Source organism: Chitinophaga pinensis, from assembly GCF_007896845.1.
Taxonomy (GTDB): Bacteria; Bacteroidota; Bacteroidia; order Chitinophagales; family Chitinophagaceae; genus Chitinophaga; species Chitinophaga pinensis_C.
In genome coordinates, this window is the sequence record NZ_VOHS01000051.1 from 20,214 (window position 1) to 41,388 (window position 21,175).

Genomic DNA, 21,175 nt, shown 5'->3' on the forward strand with positions numbered 1-21,175 from the left:
TGGATATATGGATACCCGCAGAGAATTCTTAAGAAAAGCAGCACTGTTATCAGGCAGTGCTGCTCTTGCCAACGCAATGCCGCCGGCCATTCAAAGAGCTTTAGCCATCAATCCTGCTCCGGGCAGTACTTTTTATGATGCTGAGCACGTTGTTTTCCTGATGCAGGAAAACCGTTCCTTTGATCACCTTTTTGGTATGCTGCAGGGCGTACGAGGATTTAACGATCCTCGTGCCATCCGTCTCAGCAATCAGAACAAGGTATGGTTGCAGACTAACAAGGAAGGGCAAACCTATGCACCCTTCCGTCTGAACACCAAAGACACGAAAGTGCCGTGGATGGGATCTACGCCACACAACTGGACCGATCAGACAGATGCCCGTAATGAAGGTAAATATGACCGCTGGCTGGATGTAAAGAAAGCCTCTAATAAAGAATACGTGGCTACCCCACTTACCATGGGCTACTGCGACCGTTCCGATTTTCCTTTCTACTATTCACTGGCGGATGCATTTACCGTGTGCGACCAGAACTTCTGTTCCAGCATCACCGGTACACACCCCAACCGCCATTACTGGATGACGGGTACCGTCAGGGAAAAGAATACACCGGAAGGAGTTGCGCATCTCTGGAATGTCAACAATTATGTGACTCCGGAACTGGATTGGAAGACTTATCCTGAGCGCCTGCAGGAAAACGGTATCTCATGGAAAGTATACCAGAATGAACTGACCATGGGATATGGGCTCAAAGGAGAAGAAAGCGCGTGGTTGAGTAACTTCGGTACCAACGTACTGGAATACTACAAACAGTTCAATGTGCGCCTGCACCCGGGCAGTATTGCCAATCTCGATCTTAAGAAAGCCAACATCCTGAAAGAGATCGCCGCCCTTGAGAAAGAGCCTGTAAATGACAGCAACAGCCTGAAACTGGCGGCTGCTAAAAAAGTATTGGCGAAGATTGAAGAAGATAAGCTGACCTACACCATGGAAGCTTATAATAATCTGCCGGAAGAAAAGAAACAACTGAATGCTAAAGCATTCACTGTTAATAGCAAGGATCCAGCTTTCCATGATCTCGCCAGCATGAAATATGAGGACGCCGGCAATGATAGAGAACTCAATATCCCGAAAGGCGATATCCTGCACCAGTTCAGGGAAGATGTGAAGAACGGCACCTTACCGACTGTGTCATGGCTGATGACACCTGCCAACTTCTCCGACCATCCGGGTGTACCCTGGTTTGGCCCATGGTATGTCAACGAAGTAATGGAAATCCTGTTACAGAATCCTGAGGTATGGAAGAAAACCATTTTCATCCTCACTTATGATGAAAATGATGGCTTTTTTGACCACGTTCCTCCTTATGCCGTACCTGATCCTTATAAGGAGAATACAGGTAAAGTATCACAGGGAATAGATCCTAAAATGGATTTCGTGCTGAAAGACCAGCAAACCAACCCTTCTGCTACGCCAAACCGTATCAGGGAAAGCTCAATTGGTCTGGGTTACCGCGTACCTATGATCATTGCGTCTCCATGGTCAAGAGGCGGTTATGTATGTTCCGAGCTGTTTGATCATACTTCCTCCCTGCAATTCCTTGAAAACTTCCTCGCAAAGAAATTCAACAAGCAGGTAAAAGAAGAAAATATCACACAGTGGAGAAGAACTGTCTGCGGTGATCTTAGTTCCGCTTTCAGACCTTACAACGGTGAAAAGATCGAATCACCTGAATTCCTGCACAAACAGGAATTTCTGGAAAAGATCTACAGTGCGAAGTTCAAAGATGCACCTGCCAACTTCAAAGCGCTCTCCGCTACTGAAATAGCACAGATCAATAAAGATCACTCCCAGTCCTCCTATTTCCCTCAACAGGAGAAAGGCACCCGTAATGCCTGTGCGGTGCCTTATGAGTTGCTGGTAAATGGAGAATATAACAAACAGGACAACAAATTTGCGATCAGTTTTCAGGCTGGCAATACCGCCTTTGGTGATAAAGCTGCCGGTGCTCCTTTCATGGTATATGCCATGAATCCTTATCAGCAGGAATTGCTGCGTACCTGGCAATATGCTACCGCTGCAGGTGATACCCTGACGGACAAATGGGATGTACAGGCATTTGAGAATGGCAGATATCATTTGCGTGTATATGCACCGAATGGCTTCTATCGTGAATTTGCCGGCGACAGGAATAATCCTCTGATCAAAATAGACAGCAGCTACGAAAAAGGTAAAAAGGGGGCTGCTGCTTTGAGTGGTAATATCGTTGTAACGATCACCAATAACGATGCCCGTGCGCTCGTTATAGAAATCAGGGATAACAGTTATAAGAATACCACAATCAAAAGGACGATTGCTCCGCAGGAAACAACGAAGGTTGTGTTGAACTTAGCGAAAAGTCATCAGTGGTATGATTATACTGTGAGTGTACCCGGAACGCTGCTGGTGGAGAGTTTTGCAGGACATGTGGAGACAGGTAAGGTGAGTGTGACAGACCCTGTAATGGGAAGAACAGTTTAACTATCAGTTATCCGTCAGGAATCAGGAATTGGTCATCAATGCGGCCTGCTGCATGAGTGCTTTTCGCTATGAAGCTTGTAAATAGAAACGTAAAAATTTAAGCGATACAAGGCTTACCAATTCCTGATTCCTGATTGATTATTCTTATTGACTCAGTGGTCATTCAACGGCATTCCTCTCTTCTGAAATTCCTTCCAGTTTACATACTCCTCTCCTTTCCGCTGTTCTACCATTGTAATACAATTATCTACCGGGCATACCAGTTTACATAGATTACAGCCCACGCATTCTTCCTCTTTGATGGAATAAGTATTGTACGGACTACCATATGACAGGTTAATTGCCTGATGCGAACCATCTTCACAACTGATGTAACAAAGTCCGCAATGAATGCATTTTTCCTGATTAATATTGGCAACAATATGATAATTGATATCCAGTTCTTCCCAGCTGGTCAGTGTCGGCACGGAACGTCCGATGAAATCATTAATCGTTAAAAAGCCTTTTTCATCCATCCAGTTATTCAGGCCGTCGCATAGATCTTCTATGATACGGAAGCCATAGCGCATGGCTGCTGTGCAGACCTGTACGGTTGTGGCACCCAGTAACATGAATTCTGCGGCATCTTTCCAAGTACTGATACCGCCGATACCCGAGATAGGTACGCGTGCTGTAACAGGATCCTGACTGATGGTGGTCAACATCTTCAAAGCAATGGGTTTCACGGCAGGACCGCAATAGCCCCCAAAGGTAGACTGTCCGCCTACATTAGGGTTGGGAACAAAAGTATCGAGGTTGACACCGGTAACAGATTGAATGGTATTGATCAGGGATAAAGCGTGAGAACCGGCCAATACGGATGCCCGGCCGGTTGGTACAACTGAATGTACATTAGGCGTTAACTTCGTGATGACGGGGATATTCGCAACCTCCATCACCCACTCCACTACGCGGCCTGCTATTTCGGGATCCTGTCCGACAGCGGCGCCCATTCCCCTTTCGGTCATGCCGTGGGGGCATCCGAAGTTTAGTTCGAGTCCGTGCGCACCGGTATCTTCCACCTTTTTGATCAGTTCATGCCAGCTTTCCCGGTTATTGTCTGCCATCAGTGATACAACCATTGCACGGTCCGGGAAAAGGCGGACGCATTCTGTTATTTCTTTCAGGTTGATATCCAGCGGCCGATCACTGATCAATTCAATATTGTTGAAGCCCATCACGCGACTGCCGTTATAATCAACGGAAGAGTAACGGGAAGAGACATTCTTTACCTGACTACCCAATGTCTTCCATACGACACCTCCCCATCCTGCTTCAAATGCACGAAGTACATTGATCTTTTTATCTGTCGGAGGGGCACTCGCCAACCAATAAGGATTAGGCGATCTGATGCCCAGAAAATTGGCTGATATGTCTGCCATAGGAAAAAGTTTAAAAGTTGTTACCGGCCTGTGCGCCGTCCAGCAGATACTGTAAAATTGCTTTAGCGCCATCCTTTCCGGCCTGTACGGCATCTACGACTTCCTTGCCTCCATTCACACAGTCGCCACCGGCAAATACACCCGTAATGTTGCTGATGCCATTGGTGACACTGATTTTTCCGTTGTTATGATGCAGCTGATAGTCATGTACCAATTGTTCATAAGGCATTTGTCCGGCAGCTTTGATAACCATATCCACCGGCAATATGATTTTCTCCTCTGTGATGACTGGCTGTCTGCGTCCGTTGGCGTCATCTTCCAATTTCACCATATGACAAACCAGCTGTGTCACTTTCCCATTTTCTCCGCGTATTTCGGTAGGAGCTGCCAGCCAGACTATTTTACAGCCATCCAGTAAAGCGATATTCATTTCTGTTTCGGTGCAGGGCATTTCCTGCTGTGTTCTCCGATAGACTAAGGTCACTTCTTTCGCACCGAGACGTCTGGCCTGTGTGGCTGCATCAATAGCTGTCATTCCCATACCGATGACGGCCACCTGATCGCCCACTGGTACAGTTGGATAACCACTATTGCGGATATCATAGATAAAGCTGATGGCGTCTACCACACCATCCAGTTGTTCACCGGGAATGTATAACTGACGTGCCAATCCGACGCCAAAAGCGAGATATACCGCATCATATTGTTGTTGCAGTGCGTCCAATGTAATATCCTTTCCCAGTTCCTTTCCATAGCGGATCTCTATACCACCCAGAGATGTGATAAAATCCACTTCATCACAACAGAACTGTGGAGTTACTTTATAGGCTGCGATACCATAGGTCATTAATCCGCCGCCTTTTGCTTCTTTTTCAAAGACCGTTACATCTACCCCTTCACGCGAAAGTGCGTGTGCGCAACTGAGTCCGGCGGGACCGGCACCAATTACCGCTACTTTCTTTCCTATGGATGCTTTTCTTTCAAACAGCTGCCATTTCTCTTCAATAGCCTTTTCTGTGGCATAACGTTGCAGACGGGCGATGGGAATGGCTTCTTCTTCCATCAGGTTGTAGACACAGGCTCCTTCGCAAAGCTTTTCTACCGGACAAACTTTTGCGCAGCCACCACCCATGATATTGGAAGAAAAGATGGTGTAGGCAGAACCCCGGAGATTATCCGTTGTGATCTGTTTGATGAATTTGGGAACATTAATACCTGTGGGGCAACTTTTGGTACAGGGTGCATCATAACAAAAGAGGCAACGGTTAGCATCTACCATTGCTGCATCCTTTGTTTCAAACGGGGGATGTATATCGCTGAAATGCTGTTCGTATTCCTCAGCAGTCAATCTGTTATTACGTACTGCCATATAGGTGATTTAAATAAAAATTATAACTCCGTCAGTTTACCATAGGTTTCCGGCCGGCGGTCTCTGAAGAACTGCCATACATTTCTGACTTCATCGATCATATCGAGGTCGAAGGATGCGATCAATAGCTCGTCTTTGTCTTCGGAGGCACTGGCGAATATTTGTCCGCGGGGATCTACGAAATAAGAAGAGCCATAGAATTTACCGATATTCCATGGTTTCTCTTCTCCTACTCTATTGATACAACCCATGAAATAACCATTAGCGGCGGCATGGGCTGGTTGTTCCAGTTTCCATAAATACTGTGACAAGCCCGCTACTGTGGCAGATGGATTATAGACGATTTCTGCACCGTTCAGTCCGAGTATCCTTGCACCATCCGGGAAATGCCGGTCATAGCAGATGTAGACACCGATCTTCGCATATCTTGTCTGAAAAACAGGATATCCCAGATTACCGGGTTTAAAGAAAAATTTCTCCCAGAATCCGGAAGTATGGGGGATGTGATTCTTTCTGTATTTGCCAAGGTAGGTACCATCTGCATCGATCACGGCGGCGGTATTATACAACACGCCGGCCTGTTCTTTTTCATAGATGGGTACGATGATCACCATGTTGTATTTCTTTGCATAGGCGGCCATCCGTTCTGTTGTAGGACCGGGTATTGTTTCTGCGGAAGCATACCATCTGGCATCCTGTCCGGGACAGAAGTAAGGTGTATCGAAAATTTCCTGCAGACATAGAATCTGCACACCTTTTTCGCCGGCTTCTTCTATCAGCGGGATGTGTTTTTGAATCATGGCTTCTTTATCTCTTCAATGGTGCCTTCGCCTTCCGTTTTGGGTAAACTCATTTGAATAAGGCCTGATTTAATGATACGCGACATGGGTGCTGTTTTAGGGTAATGAATGGTCAGTGGTAACAGTCAGATTTTTCCGCTGACCTTATTGCGTTTTATGAATTGTCCATATCCTTTGGGGACGAGGCATTCGCCTTTGTCAATAGCCACCTTACCTCTGAGCAGCACAGTTTTCACCTTCCCGGTAAGCGGCCAGCCTTCGTAGGCAGAATAGTCTACATGCATGTGATGTGTGGCTGCTGAAATGGTATGTTGTTCTTTTGGATCGAACAGTATGATATCTGCATCACTACCGATAGCGATGGTACCTTTTTTCGGGAACATACCAAAGATCTTTGCGGGATTGGTACAGGCCACTTCCACATATTTGTTGAGGCTGATCCTGTTTTTGTTGACGCCTTCGCTAAACAGCAATTCCATTCTGTTTTCAATGGCAGGATGTCCATTGGGGATCTTCGCAAAATTGTCTTTTCCCATCAGTTTCTGTTCCCACATAAACGGGCAATGATCTGTCGCTACGATATTGACAAGCCCCTGATTGATACCAGCCCAGAGTGTTTCCTGATCTTTCGTTTCCCGTAATGGTGGGCTCATTACCCATTTAGCACTTTCAAAACCCTGATCATATTTTGACGCATCTAGCAGTAAATACTGAATACAGGTTTCTACGAATACTTTCTGATTGCGCCGGGTGGCATTACGAACGGCATTGAGCGCACCTTCGCAGGTCATGTGTACGATATAACCGGGGCAACCGGTATAATCTGCCAGATCGGCAAAGCGGGCAGAGGCTTCTGCCTCCGTCACTTCCGGCTGGGACAGATAGTGATATAAGGGAGATGTTTTTCCTTCGGAGAGATGTTTTGCAACGAGATAATCAATCACGTCTCCGTTCGTTGCGTGTACGGTAACCATACCGCCCTGTTGCCGTACCTCCTGCATTAATCCTGTCATCTGCCGGTCATCGATCATGAGTGCTCCTTTATACGCCATAAAGGTTTTGAAGGACGTGATTCCTTCCTGTTCGACCATTGTTTTTATCTCGGCTTTGGTAGCCGGATTGAAATCAGTCACTGCCATATGGAAGCTATAGTCACCTACCGCTGTTCCTCTGGCTCTGCTATTCCATTCATCTAATGCTTCCTGCAGGGAATGTCCCTGTTTCTGTAATACGAAGTCGATAACGGTGGTCGTACCACCGTGTAAGGCTGCGCGGGTACCTGTTTCATGCGTATCACTGGAGAAGGTACCCATAAAGGGCATATCCAGATGTACATGCGGATCGATACCTCCCGGCATGACCAGCAGTCCGGTGGCATCAATGATTTCAGCATCATTGGCAGACAGCTCTTTGCCGATGGCGATGATCTGTTCACCCTGTATCAGTATATCTGCCTGATAATCATCTGTAGCGGTGATAACCCTTCCGTTTTTAATCAGCAGTGACATAATTAATTCCCTGTTTATTGTTCCGGTAGCGGTAATGATATTATAAGAACGCATAATGAGGTAATAACTGATACCAGATACAAAGAAACCTACAAACCATGCGTAGCTATACAATTGTGTGATCCATGATGGTATTGCGTCTGGCGGAATGACTTTAATGGTGGTAAGAAAACCCGGTATATTGGGTACGATACCCAATAAGAGGGCCAGCATGGCATAGCGGTTAAAGCCATTAGTGAAACTGTATTGTCCTTTTGGATGATATAGTTCAGCCAACTGTAATTGTTGTTTCCTCACGAGGTAATAATCTGCGATCATAATACCTCCTACGGGGCCTAATAAGCTCGAATAACCCACGAGCCACGTAAATATGTATCCTGTGGGGTCGGCGACCAGTTTCCATGGGAAAATGAGTATACCGATGATGCCGGTGATATATCCGCCTGTGCGGAAGTTGATCTTTTGCGGGGCGAGGTTGGCGAAGTCATTGGCCGGACTGATAATATTAGCTGCGATGTTGGTAGCCAATGTAGAAATAGCTACGGCGATCATGGCAATACTCACCAGTATTTTATTCTCAAACTTACCCGCCAGTACGACAGGGTCCCAGATGGTGGTACCATAAACGATGGTGGTCGCGGAAGTCACTACAACACCGATAAAGGAGAACAGGGTCATGGAGGGAGGTAATCCAAGTGCCTGCCCTTTGATCTGGGCCTTCTGATTAACGGCATATCTGGTAAAGTCAGGGATGTTGAGAGACAGGGTGGCCCAGAAGCCGACCATACCGGTCAATCCCGGTACAAAGAATGCCCAGAAAGCAGCATCTGAGCTAAAGCGGGATGGTTGTGTCAGGATGGGGCCTAATCCGCCTTCTACGGCATTGATTGCCCAGAACAACAAAGCCAGTACAGCTACGGGCAAAAAAATAGCTTTAAAGACCAGTAATTTCCGGATACTGTCTATGCCCAGATATACGATGTACATGTTGAGCAGCCAAAAGAGCAGGAAGCAAATTGCCGGACCGGTTGCCAGTCCGAACGATGCAGGAAATACTGCCGGCAATGTTGCCAGACCGGGTATCCATAATTGCAGCATCTGATACAATGCAAAACCGCCGATCCAGGTCTGGATGCCAAACCATCCACAGGCGACGATGGCACGTAACATGGCGGGAATATTAGCCCCTTTGGTACCGAAGCTGGCCCGTGCAAATACCGGAAAAGGAATTCCATATTTAGCACCGGCGTGGCCATTCAGGATCATAGGGATGAGTACAACGGTGTTGCCGGCAAAGATGGTCAGGATGGCCTGCCACCAGTTCATGCCACCTTCTATGAGTGAACTGGCGAGCATATAGGTAGGGATACATAGGCTCATGCTGATCCACAGGCTGGCATAGTTCCAGGTGTTCCATGTCCTTCCGGACGCGGGTACCGGCGCCAGATCCTCGCTGTAGAGTGTGGAGCGGGATACGTTTTGGCTGATGTCTTCGTGCTCTGTCATGTATGTCGGATTATAGGTATTTATGCGATCGGCGCTGGCCGTATATTATCAGGTCACATATTCATCAGCAATAGACAGCGCGTCATCAATCATGGCCAGCCCTTCGTCTACCTGTGTTCTGGTAATGCTCAGCGGCGGTGCGATGAAGACATAATTCCAACGCACGAAGGCATACATTCCCAGTTGTTTCAGCCTTGCGGCGACCCTGTTCATCACCGCCATTTCTTCCGGTCTGGCGTTGAAAGGCACCATGGGTTCTTTTGAGTCCCGGTTCTTCACCAGTTCGATGCAACCCAATAGTCCGGTATTACGGAAGTCGCCAATACAGGGGTGATGTAATTTCATGGCTTCTACTTCTTTTTCGATGTACATGCCCATATCGGCAGCGTTTTCTATCAGGTGTTCATCTTCATAGATCTTCAGCACTTCCACACCCGCTGCGCAGGCTACAGGGTGGGCTGAATAGGTCAGTCCCAGCCAGAGCGTTTTATCATCGAAATGAGCCGCTATTGTATCAGTAACAATCAAAGCACCCAAGGGGATGTATCCGGCGGTAATTCCTTTGGCGGTAGCGATCATATCAGGTACTACACCGTGCAGTTCACAGGCAAACCATTTACCTGTTCTTCCGAATCCGCTCATGACCTCATCCATGATCAGCAAGATGCCATATTTATCACAGATGGCCCGGATCTTTTGCAGATAATCCGGCGGATATTTGATGCAACCAGAGGAGCCACTTTCTCCTTCCATCAGAATGGCGGCTACATTTTCCGGGCCTTCGAACTGTATCACTCTTTCTACATGACTGACACATTCGCGGTTACAGGAAGTGATTTCCTTTCCGAAGGGACAGCGGTAGCAGTATGGATCTTCCACATGCACAAAGTTAGGCGCCTGTTGCATATCATGCGGCAGTTTACGGGGATCACCTCCGGCGGCCATAGACGCGTAAGAGGCGCCGTGAAAGGCACGATAGCGGGCTATGATCTTATGTCTGCCGGTATACAGTCTGGCCAGTTTGATGGCATTTTCTATAGCACTGGCGCCGCATACGGTAAACAATGTCTTTTGCAGATTGCCCGGTGTGATTTCAGCCAGTTTACGCCCCAGTTGGCCACGAGCCTCAGTAACACATCCCGGCGTGACATAGCTGACTTCCTGCATCTGTTTCATAACGGCCGCAGTCACCCGTGGGTGACCGTGGCCGATGTTAACGTTAATCAGTCCTGATGAAAAGTCCAGATAACGTTTGTCATCATAGTCATAGAGATATACCCCGGCTGCGTATTTCACCGCGATAGGGCTGATACCTTTCTGTTTGCTCCACGAGAATAATGTATAATCCAGATTGTCCTGGATGATCTCCTGGGCATGTGATAATGTCTTAGCTTCCGGCATAAACGCCATTTTTGTAGTCAATAATGTTAACTCATCCAGTTAACGCCTTCTTCAGGGTTCCATTTGGTCGTACTTTTCTTCAACTTGGTCCAGAATTCTATTGAGCTTTTTCCGGTGATATCACCTACGCCGAATTTACTTTCATTCCATCCGCCGAAAGAGAAGGGTTCGCGGGGAACGGGCACACCTACATTTACGCCGATCATACCGGCGCTGGCTCTTTCAGCGATATAGCGGGCCATCCCTCCGTTCTGTGTAAAAACGGATGCCGCATTGCCGTAGGGATTGGCATTTTCAATGCGGAGCGCTTCATCTACGGTGTCAGTGCGCATGATACTGATAACAGGTCCGAAGATCTCTTCGCGGGCGACCGCCATATCAGCGGTCACATAATCGATCACGGTAGGGCCAACATAGGTACCGTTTTCTTTACCTGCTACCTGCACACCACGACCGTCTACAAGAATGCGGGCGCCTTGCGCTTCTGCTTCAGTGATATATTTTTCGATTCTTTCTTTTGATTCTTTACTGATGACTGCACCCAGGTTTTGTCCGGGTACAATCTTTCGTGCCTCCTCACATACGAGGTCTACGATATGATTAACGTCTCCGACACCGATCATGGCAGATGCCGCCATACAACGTTGTCCGGCGCAGCCGCTCATTGAAGCGGCTACATTCTGTGCCGTCATACCGGGTTTAGCATCCGGTAATACCAACAGGTGATTCTTCGCGCCACCTAATGCGAGACAACGTTTCAGGTGTTGCGTCGCCCGCTGATAGACTATTCTGGCAACCTTTGTAGAACCTACAAAAGAGACTGCTTCTATATCCGGATGATCGCAGATGGCATTTACTATTTCGCTGTCACCATTGACAATATTGAGTACACCATTTGGCAGACCTGCTTCTTTCAGTAAACGGGCGATGATACCAAGACTGAGTGGTACTTTTTCAGAAGGTTTCATGATCAGGCAATTGCCGAGGGCAATGGCATTCGGGATGGTCCAGTTAGGTACCATCGCAGGGAAATTGAAAGGCACGATAGACGCGACGATTCCCAATGGTACATGCGAAGTACGACATTCGACACCTGCACTGACTTCCAGTACTTCTCCCGCGATCAGTTGTGGTAAAGAAGTGGCAAATTCTGTCAGTTCGATACACTTTTCTACTTCTGCAATGGCTTCACTGATGGTTTTACCGTTTTCTTCACTGACCAGTGCGGCCAGTCCCTGCAGATGTTGTTCAAGCAGATATTTATAGCGAAAGAACACCTGTACCCGTTCTTTGATGGGTGTTTTACTCCATGCGGGGAATGCTGCTTTTGCTGCCTGTACGGCTTCATCAAGATCGGCTGCTGTGGAGCATGGCATTTCTGCTAACAAGGAGCCGTCTGTTGGTGAAATGACAGGCAGTGTCCGTTGAGATGATACTTCTTTAAAACTTCCATTAACAAAGTTCCTGACCCGTTCGTACTTCATATGCTTTGGGGAGTTTGGGTTATGGGTGCATTTTTTATACGATACCCTTAATTTACTGAAAAATCTGTACATTTAGTATGTATTTTCTAACATTTCTGTAAGTAGCCCTTTTAACTCCTCACCTATATATTTAAGAGAAATGGGAAAAACTAAGTCCGCCGACAAAACACCCCTTGATGAACTGGATTTCTCTATTCTGACATACCTGCAACAGGACGGCAGGATTTCCTTTACAGTTATTGCTGAAAAGCTGCACGTATCTATCGGAACGATCCGGACCCGTTTTAATCGTCTGATTGAAGAAGGGACTATTAATATTGTGGGCAGGGTTGACCCTGACAAGGTCGGTTTTCGCTCTTATGCCCATATTGCGGTCTATGTCAGACCGGCGACGCTAAAGGATACGGTTGCACAACAGATTGCTGTTATGCCGGAAGTGAGCTTTCTGGCAATGACCTCCGGGGCTTATGACCTCGAAGTAAATGTGATGTGCAGGGATAATGACCACCTGCTGGAATTTGTCAATGAGTTATCAAAACTGGAAGGGGTTTATCAGACGAAGACTACGCTTTATTTTAAGGTGTATAAGTATGCGCAACCGGATCTTGGCTTGTTGAAGAATTAAAAATTAACAACTAAGAATTAAGCATTGAATGCAACAAAAATTATTGCGGTGCCAATTCTCAATTCTTAATTGTCAATGCTTAATTTATTTTGCTTCCATCGCCTGCACAGCGCCTGCCACTACCGGTGAAAACTGAATACTGATATCCATTTCTTCTGTAACGTCTGCAATATGATTGGCCAATGTGATCTGAGGTTGCGCATTACCGTTGTTTGCAAACATTAATCCGATGATCCTGCTTTCCTTATCGACGATAACGGCGCCAGAATCTCCTTTTTCGGAAAAATGGTGAGTAGGATCTACCGGCTGAATGGCGATCTGTCCTCTGAAGGTGTGTTCTTTTCCTTCTATCGGGAAGGTGGTCGCCGGATAATTGATATCCACTACTCTGCCTTCTGTACGACCGGAGACTTCGCCTACCTTAAAAACGATCTGACCCGCGAGTGCCACACCCATACCAACGATGCTATTATACCGGGGCATACCATCGATACTCAGACCATTGATCTCATTGCCTGTTGACTGACCAATAGCGGTATCTTCCACTTCCGCGATAGCGGCATCTACTCTTTCGTTGATAACACCTTTCACGATCTGACCGATGGCATTCTTATCATCTGTGGGATGGAAAGGCAGGTCTTTATCAGGCATTTCAGGAATGACTGCGGGAGCAGGCTGGTAGACTTTATCTCCAGGTTTTGCGGTATTGGCCATGAGTACATGACAATTACTCAACAGGACAGGTTTACCATCCTTATTTCTTCGTGCCAGACAACCGAGGGTACCATGAGCGACTTCTGTACCGAAGCTTTCTTCGTCACGGATAATAATACGGTTGGTGATCTGAATACCTCCTTTTACGGGACGGTATTTGTTTTCATCCAGACAGGCACGGAAACCGGGAATAATGTTCACGTCAGTCGGGATGCCATTGATTTCGGAAGGCAGTACCTCATGGGCATGCAGTTCGCTGTGGTCTTTCTTTTCGTCCACATAGATCCGGATGCAGAGCTGGTCTGTGACCCGGCCACCGGTTTCTTTCAAACCGATGCTGACGTGGTGTACACCGGGGATCTTCAGTAACAGCTCTTCTATTCCGTTCTTCAGCAGGTCCCGGATCATTTCGTTCTCCCGATGCAGTTCTTCTGTTGATTTCATGCTAAGCGTTTTTAAGGGTGCTGAAAATACGGAGTTCTTTGCGTAATAACGCAATCTGTCCGATAAGATTGTTTACGCAATTGTAACAACTGCGTATGCGCGTAATCGTGACGCGTAGCGGGTGATGAGGAGGGATTCATCTACATGTGATTTTTTGGGGTGTTAACTGTTTCCGTCTGAGGATTTTTCTAATGTTGTTTTGGGGCATATATTCCTCCATACCAAACTACACATTTTTTGCTATAAATCAAAGTTTAAACTCACATTGTATAAAGGAGTTATATACGCATTTGTCCATGCTTTTTTCCTCGTATTACCCCCTTATTATTACCGTATTTGTCCGTTAGTGCTTCGTCGGGGAACGGCGCATTAACGGCCAGATACTGTGGTAGTAAGAGGATAATACTACAAATCGGCCCGGAGATCAATGAAAAAAGGAGCATTTGACGGAAAAAAGCGGTCTTTTTTGAGTGCCGGGAAGCTCCGCCCGGGATAAAATATTATTGGCATTTCGGAATTCTCCGATATCTTTGCAGCAGAGATCCGTTGATAACGTAAACATAAACGTAGACAAACATGAGTAATCTGAGCTTGTTTAAGCCTTTCAGCCTCAAGTCGCTGAATATAAAGAATAGAATTGTAATGGCCCCTATGACGAGGTCATTTTCACCAAACGGCGTACCCGGAGAGGATGTCGCCGCATATTATCAGCGTCGTGCTGCAGGAGAAGTGGGATTAATTTTATCTGAAGGCACCGTGATCAATCGTCCTGCCTCTTCCGCAGATCCGAACATTCCCCGTTTTCATGGTGATATTTCCCTTGGTGGCTGGCAGAAAGTAATCAACGGGGTACATGCAGCCGGTGGTGCAATGGGTCCGCAGATCTGGCATCAGGGTATCATGGATAATCATCATTCCGGCTGGACGCCGCTGACGCCTTTTGAAGGTCCTTCCGGTCTGAACAGGCCAGAAAACACCAACGGTCATGCGATGTCTGAAAAAGATATTGCCGATACCATCAAAGCATTTGGCGACGCTGCTGCGGATGCCAAAAGACTGGGCTTCGACACGGTTGAAATACACGGTGCACATAACTACCTGATCGACCAGTTCTTCTCCGAAAAGACAAATCTCCGTACAGATAAATATGGTGGTCAATCACTGGCAGCGCGTACCCGTTTTGCTGTAGAGGTGATCAAAGAAGTGCGTAAGCGTGTGGGAGAAGATTTTCCATTGATCATCCGTCTTTCCCAATGGAAACCGTATGAATACAATGGTAAAATGGCTAATACGCCGGAAGAACTGGAAGCATGGCTGCAACCATTATCAGAAGCCGGTATTGACATCTTCCATTGCTCACAACGCCGTTTCTGGGAACCTGAATTTGAAGGATCAGACCTGAACTTTGCAGGATGGGCGAAAAAAGTAACTGGTAAGGCAACTATCACAGTAGGTTCTGTAGGACTGAATGGTGAATTCCTCGCGGCTTTCAAAGGTGAAAGTTCTGAACCTAGTTCGCTGGAAGAACTGCTACGTAGATTTGACAGAGGTGACTTTGATCTTGTAGCGGTAGGCAGACCACTGCTGGCTGATGCAGAATGGGTACAGAAAATCAGAGACGAGAGAACAGGTGAGTTGAAAGGATTTTCTAAAGAAGCATTAGCACAATTGCTATAGTTGTATATTTGTTGTTAACGAAGGCGCTGCGGGAAACTGCAGCGCCTTTATTGTTTCCTCATATATTATTGTACATTTGACAGTAATAATTAGTATTGTTCAATATCAAATTCCATGATGAAAATATTCGTCCTTTACTTTCTTCGTCAGACATGGCATTTTGCCCGTATTACTTTCATATCTGCTGTTATATTGGGCATGGTACTCCCCTCTTCTGCACAGCGCCGCGGTACAGGTAAAGCAAAACCGGTGTTTAGTGGCTATCTTTTTACCTACTTTACCGGGAATGATAAAAGTAAAGAGCAAATTTGCTTTGCCCTTAGTGATGATGGTTATCATTTTAAAGCACTGAACGGGAATCAACCTGTGATCAATTCGGCAGATATCAGTGAAACAGGTGGTGTGCGTGATCCGCATATTCTGCGCGGTGCTGATGGAAAGACGTTTTACATGGTGGCGACTGATATGGTATCTGCCAAAGGCTGGAACAGCAATCGCGGATTGGTGCTGATGAAATCTGATGATCTTGTACACTGGACTTCAACAGCCATTAATCTTCAGACACAATATGCTGGTCAGGATAGTTTGTTGCGTGTATGGGCACCGCAGACGATCTATGATGAGCAGGCGAAAAAATACATGATCTATTTTTCTACGAAATATGGTAGTCAGCCGGATAAGATCGTGTACGTTTATGCGAATAAAGACTTTACGGGGCTGGAAGGTGCGCCCGGACAACTGTTTTTTAATCCGGAGCAGGCTGCGTGTATTGATGGTGATATACAGCAAAAGGATGGTAAATTTTATCTGTTCTTTAAGACGGAAGACAGACGGCCGGGGATTAAGGTTGCGGTGTCTGACCGGTTGACAGGCGGGTATAAGATGCAGAGCAATGATTATGTGCAACAGACGGATAAACCTGTGGAGGGTGCCGGGACGTTCAGGTTGAATGATGGTAGTGGTTATATACTGATGTATGATATGTATACCAGTGGCAGGTATCAATTTACCAAAACGACTGATTTTAAAAACTTCGTAGCGATAGATGAGAACATTTCGCTGGATTTTCATCCGCGGCATGGTACTGTAATGCCTGTTACGGCGGAAGAAATGAAGAGGCTGAGTAGTGCGTGGTGATGTCTTCCTCTCGCTTATGCGAATTTTTGCTTTTTGCCATGGCAATAATATTGTGTGATATGTGCTTTCCTTGTTAATAACGAATCTTCCTATTTTCTTCGCGGGGTTTGGGTGTGGGTGCTTTAGGGCTGCGCAACATTTGCAGATGGGATTGCGGGCTGACGCCCTCCACACGTTCGTGTATTGAGCGGTGGGTTGTGGGGCAGCGTTGGATGGTTGATTAAGCTGTTGGTGGATGGGTTGGGCGGTGTGTGAAGGCCTGAGGCCCTTCATCCTCATCTGCAAATATTGCGGCTTCGTAAGTTATTGGGTGGTTTGGGGAATTGAGGGAGGTGGCGAGATGGATGATAGAGGTGGTGGTGATGCTTTAGGGCTGCGCAACATTTGCAGATGGGATTGCGGGCTGACGCCCTCCACACGTTCGTGTATTGAGCGGCGGGTTGTGGGGCAGTGTTGGATGGTTGATTAAACTGTTGGTGGATGGGTTGGGCGGTGTGTGAAGGCCTGAGGCCCTTCATCCTCATCTGCAAATATTGCGGCTTCGTAAAGTTATTCGGTGGTTTGGGGAATTGAGGGAGGTGGCGAGATGGGTGATAGAGGTGGTGTTGGTGCTTTAGGGCTGCGCAACATTTGCAGATGGGATTGCGGGCTGACGCCCTCCACACGTTCGTGTATTGAGCGGTGGGTTGTGGGGCAGCGTTGGATGGTTGATTAAACTGTTGGTGGATGGGTTAGGCGGTGTGTGAAGGCCTGAGGCCCTTCATCCTCATCTGCAAATATTGCGGCTTCGTAAGTTATTGAGGGTTTAGGGAATAGACGGAGGTGGTGAGATGGAATTGGTGATGGAATTGGTAATGGAGATTGAAGATGGAGATTGGTGGTTGATGAGATGATTGGTCCTGATTAAAACATATTTGCATCTTTGTTGCAAATGTATGGGTTTTTCTTTTACCTTTGCTTTGGTTAAAAGGAAATTCAGTCACTAACAGCACAGAACAGCATTGATAGTAATGAGAGGGAATAATCATTTTGATGTAATCATCATAGGTGGCAGTTATGCCGGATTGGCGGCGGCGATGTCTTTAGGTCGCGCTTTACGTAAGGTATTGATCATTGATAGTGGGAAGCCGTGTAATCGTCAGACGCCGCATTCACATAATTTTCTGACGAGGGATGGTAATACGCCGGCGGAGATTGCGGCGATCGGGAAAGAACAGGTGTTGAAGTATGATACGGTGCAGTTTTATACTGGTCTGGCGACAAGTGGTGTGAAGACAGAAGCGGGGTTTGAAGTGTGTACAGATAAGGGTGATACTTTTTCGGCTGTCAAGCTCATTTTTGCTACAGGTATTGCTGATGAACAGCCTGCTATTCCGGGCTTTGCGGAGTGTTGGGGGATATCCGTGATACATTGTCCGTATTGTCATGGATATGAGGTGAAGAAGGAGAAGACAGGTATATTGGCGAATGGGGATATGGCGTTTGATTTGGTAAACTGATTTCCAACTGGACGGATGAGCTGACCATCTTCACTAATGGTGCGTCTACATTGAAACCTGAGCAGGTGGAGAAACTTGCGCAACATCATATAGCTGTGGTGGAGAAAGTCATTAAAGCGATTGAACACGATAATGGTTATATCCGTCAGCTTGTGTTTGAGGATGGGAGTAGATTTGCGCTGAAGGCATTGTATGCCCGTGTTAATTTTAAGCAGCATTGCGATATACCTGTGCAGTTGGGTTGTGAATTGACGGAACAGGGATATCTGAAGGTGGATGCGATGCAAAAGACGACCGTTCCACATGTGTATGCATGCGGTGATAATACGAGTATGATGCGTTCAGTAGCTAATGCGGTGGCCACCGGTACGTTTACCGGAGCGATACTCAACAAGGATATGATTGAGGAGTCGTTCTGAGAAGAACGGACTCCTACTCTATTTTCAGACTTTTCACCGGATTTGCGACAGCGGATCTGATGGCTTGTATGCTGACGGTTGTCAGGGCTATCAGCATAACAACAAAGCCGGCGAGCGCGAATTCCCACCAGGACAGTGTGATACGGTAAGCGAAAGTCTGCAGCCATTTATCGAGCGCCCACCATGCGAATGGTATGGCAATAATCAGGGCGATGCCGGCCAGTCTTACGAAGTCTTTTGATAAGAGGGACACCAATATCAGGAGATTTGCGCCGAGTACTTTGCGGATACCGATTTCTTTTTTCCGTTGCTCTGCCATGAATGCGGAGAGTCCGAACAGGCCCAGACAACAGATGAAGATGGCGATCAGGGTGAAGGCATTGATGATATTCGATAGTGTTACTTCTGCCTGATATTGTTGCTGAACGTCTTCGTCAAGGAACGAATAGGCAAAAGGTGTTTGTGGAAAGTTACGTTGCCAGACATGGCTGATGTTTTTGAGTAATCGCTGATAGTCTTTAGTATCGGCGGCGACGATGATATTATTAGTAGCGTCTACCGGTCCGTAACGCAGCATCAGAGGCTGTACCTCCTCATGGAGGGAGTTATTGTTATAGTCTTTTATTACACCAATAATCTCCACAAAATTTACTGGTTCGTTAGCATCGTGCTGGGGATATAATCTTCTTCCGGGTGCGTTTAAGGCAGTCAGACCAAGTGCCTTTGCAAATGTTTCATTAATCACTACTTTTCCGGAGTCACCGGATCTGAAATCTCTTCCACCGATTAGTTTACACCTAATGCTTTTACATAGTTTTCGTCGGAGGAGATGAATTGTACATCTTTTCCGATGACAGCGCCTGCAGCTTCCAGATAGTAGGGCCAGTCATGGCTGATCTTCTGGCTGGGATAATTATCGGTCTGGCTGACGGTCTTTATGCCGGTCAGCTGTCGCAGGTCGCTCATAAATGCATGAAGCTTTGTCTTTTCTTCGTCTGTGTGAAAATTGAATACCAGTTTCTGTGTACGTTCGAAGCCGATATCCATCCGCTGCAGGTAATTCAGTTGACGGGCAATAACGATGATTCCGGAGACGAATACAATAGACAGGGAGAACTGGAAGACGATCAGTAAGCGACGTATGCTGACTGAGGAAAGGCGGCTACTGAAGTTACCCTTTAGTACGCTGATGGGCCGGAAGGCAGAAAGATAAAAGGCCGGATAACTTCCTGCCAGCAAACCGGTAATGAATATAAAACCGAGCAACAGAAAAGCGAAGCGATAATTCACTAAACTGAACAGATTAATGTCTGCGTCTGTCAGCCGGTTCAGGACTGGCAGCAGGAATGCCAGTAAAGGGATAGCAATGACGATGGCGAATACAGACAAGAGCAGAGCTTCTCCCAGAAACTGGCTGATGATATCGTTCATTCTGGCGCCGATTACTTTTCTTATACCTACTTCTTTTGCGCGTTTAGAAGCCCTTGCTGTGCTCAGGTTCATAAAGTTGATACAGGCCATTACCTGTATTAATATGGCGATCAGTAGTAATCTGTTCAGGAAAGAGCGATCGTTGGTGGGCATTAGTTCGTTGGAGTAACCTTTGGTCGTATGGATGCTGCTTAGCTGTTGCAGGTGCAGTTCTTTTTGCATACCGTGGTCTTTGAGCTGCTGTGCGCCATATTTTGACAGGAAGGCTGGTAATTTTCTTTCCAGTGTGGCGAGGTCTGTTCCCTCACGCAGCTTCACATAAGAGGCTACGTAGTTATAAGCAGCCCAGGAATTGCTTTCTCTTGTAAAACTACCCATTCCCCCGCTGTTCATCGACATGAAAATATTGGCATGTATATGCGATTTTCCCAGACGCTCATCCAATACGCCGGTCACCCGGAAACTATTTTTACCATATGCATTGGACATTTCTATTGTCTTCCCTACCGGATCACTGTTGCCAAATAATTTCTCGGCTGTACTTTTTAGCAACACTACAGTGTAAGGATCAGAAAGCGCATTCCGGGGTCTGCCATATATAAAATGGAAATTGAATATATCGAAAAAGGTAGAGTCCGCATATACTGCATTCTTCTCATATATACTCTCTCCTTCATAAGTCAACAGGTGTTGTGCAGCACCAAGGTTTACGGTCGGCACTACCCGGGTGTACGCTACGACTTCGGGAAAGTCGCTTTTCAGGGCGGGGGCGATAGGTGGAGAACTGGTGGCATTATTATGTAGTACCCCTTCGCTGATAATCCTCGAGTTCACCCTATAGACGTCATCAGCACCCGGATGCTGGCGATCGTAGCTGTATTGACCTGTTACATACAAGATAATATACAGGCAGCAGACCGTACCTACAGACAAACCAACGATGTTAATAACGCTGAAGGTTTTGTTTCTAAGGAGGTTGCGGAGCGCAATTTTCAGGTAGTTGCGGATCATGAAGGGGAAATTTGGGAAAGCGGATCTAATTTAATGCCGCATATTTAAGAAGTTGTAAATTAATATGTTAATAAGCAAAAGTGCCAGAAAGGTGTCCACTTTCGGTACAAAAATTGTTCATTTTCGAACGGGAGGCGGGGTATCCACTGTCAGAATAAGCAATAAGTGCCTACCAGTATGACTTTGATTATTTCGTTTATTAGTTTTCCAC

General features: G+C 46.6%; 15 protein-coding genes. 6 read left to right on the top strand and 9 right to left on the bottom strand.

Annotated elements, in window-relative coordinates; translation table 11 throughout:
• Positions 1-7: 7 nt before the first annotated feature.
• Positions 8-2,518 carry a phosphocholine-specific phospholipase C gene (locus FEF09_RS26410; protein WP_146307883.1) on the top strand — a complete coding sequence of 837 codons (2,511 nt, stop codon included), beginning with the start codon at positions 8-10 and terminating at the stop codon, positions 2,516-2,518.
• Between the two features lie 152 nt (positions 2,519-2,670).
• On the opposite strand, the gene preA is transcribed toward FEF09_RS26410, so the two are convergent.
• The 6 genes from preA to FEF09_RS26445 form a co-directional block, all read right to left on the bottom strand.
• Positions 2,671-3,939, bottom strand: a complete 1,269-nt coding sequence (preA, locus tag FEF09_RS26415) for an NAD-dependent dihydropyrimidine dehydrogenase subunit PreA (protein ID WP_146307884.1) — start codon at positions 3,937-3,939, stop codon at positions 2,671-2,673.
• A gap of 10 nt (positions 3,940-3,949) precedes the next feature.
• Positions 3,950-5,308, bottom strand: a complete 1,359-nt coding sequence (locus FEF09_RS26420; RefSeq protein WP_146307885.1) for an NAD(P)-dependent oxidoreductase — start codon at positions 5,306-5,308, stop codon at positions 3,950-3,952.
• 20 nt (positions 5,309-5,328) lie between these two features.
• Positions 5,329-6,108, bottom strand: coding sequence for a nitrilase-related carbon-nitrogen hydrolase (locus FEF09_RS26425; protein ID WP_146307886.1), 780 nt, complete (start codon positions 6,106-6,108; stop codon positions 5,329-5,331).
• 125 nt (positions 6,109-6,233) lie between these two features.
• Complete coding sequence (hydA, locus tag FEF09_RS33795; protein ID WP_261387791.1) at positions 6,234-9,122, bottom strand: dihydropyrimidinase; 2,889 nt, start codon at positions 9,120-9,122, stop codon at positions 6,234-6,236.
• 48 nt (positions 9,123-9,170) lie between these two features.
• Positions 9,171-10,523, bottom strand: coding sequence for an aminotransferase class III-fold pyridoxal phosphate-dependent enzyme (locus FEF09_RS26440; RefSeq protein ID WP_146307887.1), 1,353 nt, complete (start codon positions 10,521-10,523; stop codon positions 9,171-9,173).
• Between the two features lie 26 nt (positions 10,524-10,549).
• Positions 10,550-12,007: a CoA-acylating methylmalonate-semialdehyde dehydrogenase gene (locus FEF09_RS26445; protein WP_146307888.1), complete on the bottom strand. Its 1,458-nt coding sequence runs from the start codon at positions 12,005-12,007 to the stop codon at positions 10,550-10,552.
• 139 nt (positions 12,008-12,146) lie between these two features.
• Between FEF09_RS26445 and FEF09_RS26450 the strand changes: the two genes are divergently transcribed.
• Positions 12,147-12,632: an Lrp/AsnC family transcriptional regulator gene (locus FEF09_RS26450; RefSeq protein WP_146307889.1), complete on the top strand. Its 486-nt coding sequence runs from the start codon at positions 12,147-12,149 to the stop codon at positions 12,630-12,632.
• Positions 12,633-12,716: 84 nt separating this feature from the next.
• Here FEF09_RS26450 and FEF09_RS26455 read toward each other — a convergent pair whose 3' ends face one another.
• Positions 12,717-13,790 carry a hypothetical protein gene (locus tag FEF09_RS26455; protein WP_146307890.1) on the bottom strand — a complete coding sequence of 358 codons (1,074 nt, stop codon included), beginning with the start codon at positions 13,788-13,790 and terminating at the stop codon, positions 12,717-12,719.
• A gap of 576 nt (positions 13,791-14,366) precedes the next feature.
• On the opposite strand from FEF09_RS26455, the gene FEF09_RS26460 reads away from it, so the two are divergent.
• The 4 genes from FEF09_RS26460 (at position 14,367) to FEF09_RS33805 (ending at position 18,522) form a co-directional block, all read left to right on the top strand.
• Positions 14,367-15,467 (top strand): NADH:flavin oxidoreductase, encoded by a 1,101-nt coding sequence (locus FEF09_RS26460; protein WP_146307891.1) that lies wholly within the window; start codon positions 14,367-14,369, stop codon positions 15,465-15,467.
• 114 nt (positions 15,468-15,581) lie between these two features.
• A complete protein-coding gene (locus FEF09_RS26465) occupies positions 15,582-16,604 on the top strand; it encodes a glycoside hydrolase family 43 protein (protein ID WP_261387792.1) in 1,023 nt (340 codons plus the stop codon).
• Between the two features lie 1,010 nt (positions 16,605-17,614).
• The gene (locus FEF09_RS33800) at positions 17,615-18,103 is read left to right on the top strand and encodes an NAD(P)/FAD-dependent oxidoreductase (protein ID WP_261387793.1); all 489 of its coding nucleotides are present in this window, start codon (positions 17,615-17,617) and stop codon (positions 18,101-18,103) included.
• 65 nt (positions 18,104-18,168) lie between these two features.
• On the top strand, positions 18,169-18,522 hold the full coding sequence (locus tag FEF09_RS33805) for an NAD(P)/FAD-dependent oxidoreductase (RefSeq protein WP_261387794.1): 354 nt from the start codon (positions 18,169-18,171) through the stop codon (positions 18,520-18,522).
• Between the two features lie 13 nt (positions 18,523-18,535).
• Here FEF09_RS33805 and FEF09_RS33810 read toward each other — a convergent pair whose 3' ends face one another.
• Positions 18,536-19,267 carry an ABC transporter permease gene (locus FEF09_RS33810; RefSeq protein ID WP_261387795.1) on the bottom strand — a complete coding sequence of 244 codons (732 nt, stop codon included), beginning with the start codon at positions 19,265-19,267 and terminating at the stop codon, positions 18,536-18,538.
• Positions 19,268-19,308: 41 nt separating this feature from the next.
• On the bottom strand, positions 19,309-20,964 hold the full coding sequence (locus tag FEF09_RS26475) for an ABC transporter permease (RefSeq protein ID WP_261387796.1): 1,656 nt from the start codon (positions 20,962-20,964) through the stop codon (positions 19,309-19,311).
• Positions 20,965-21,175 lie beyond the last annotated feature (211 nt).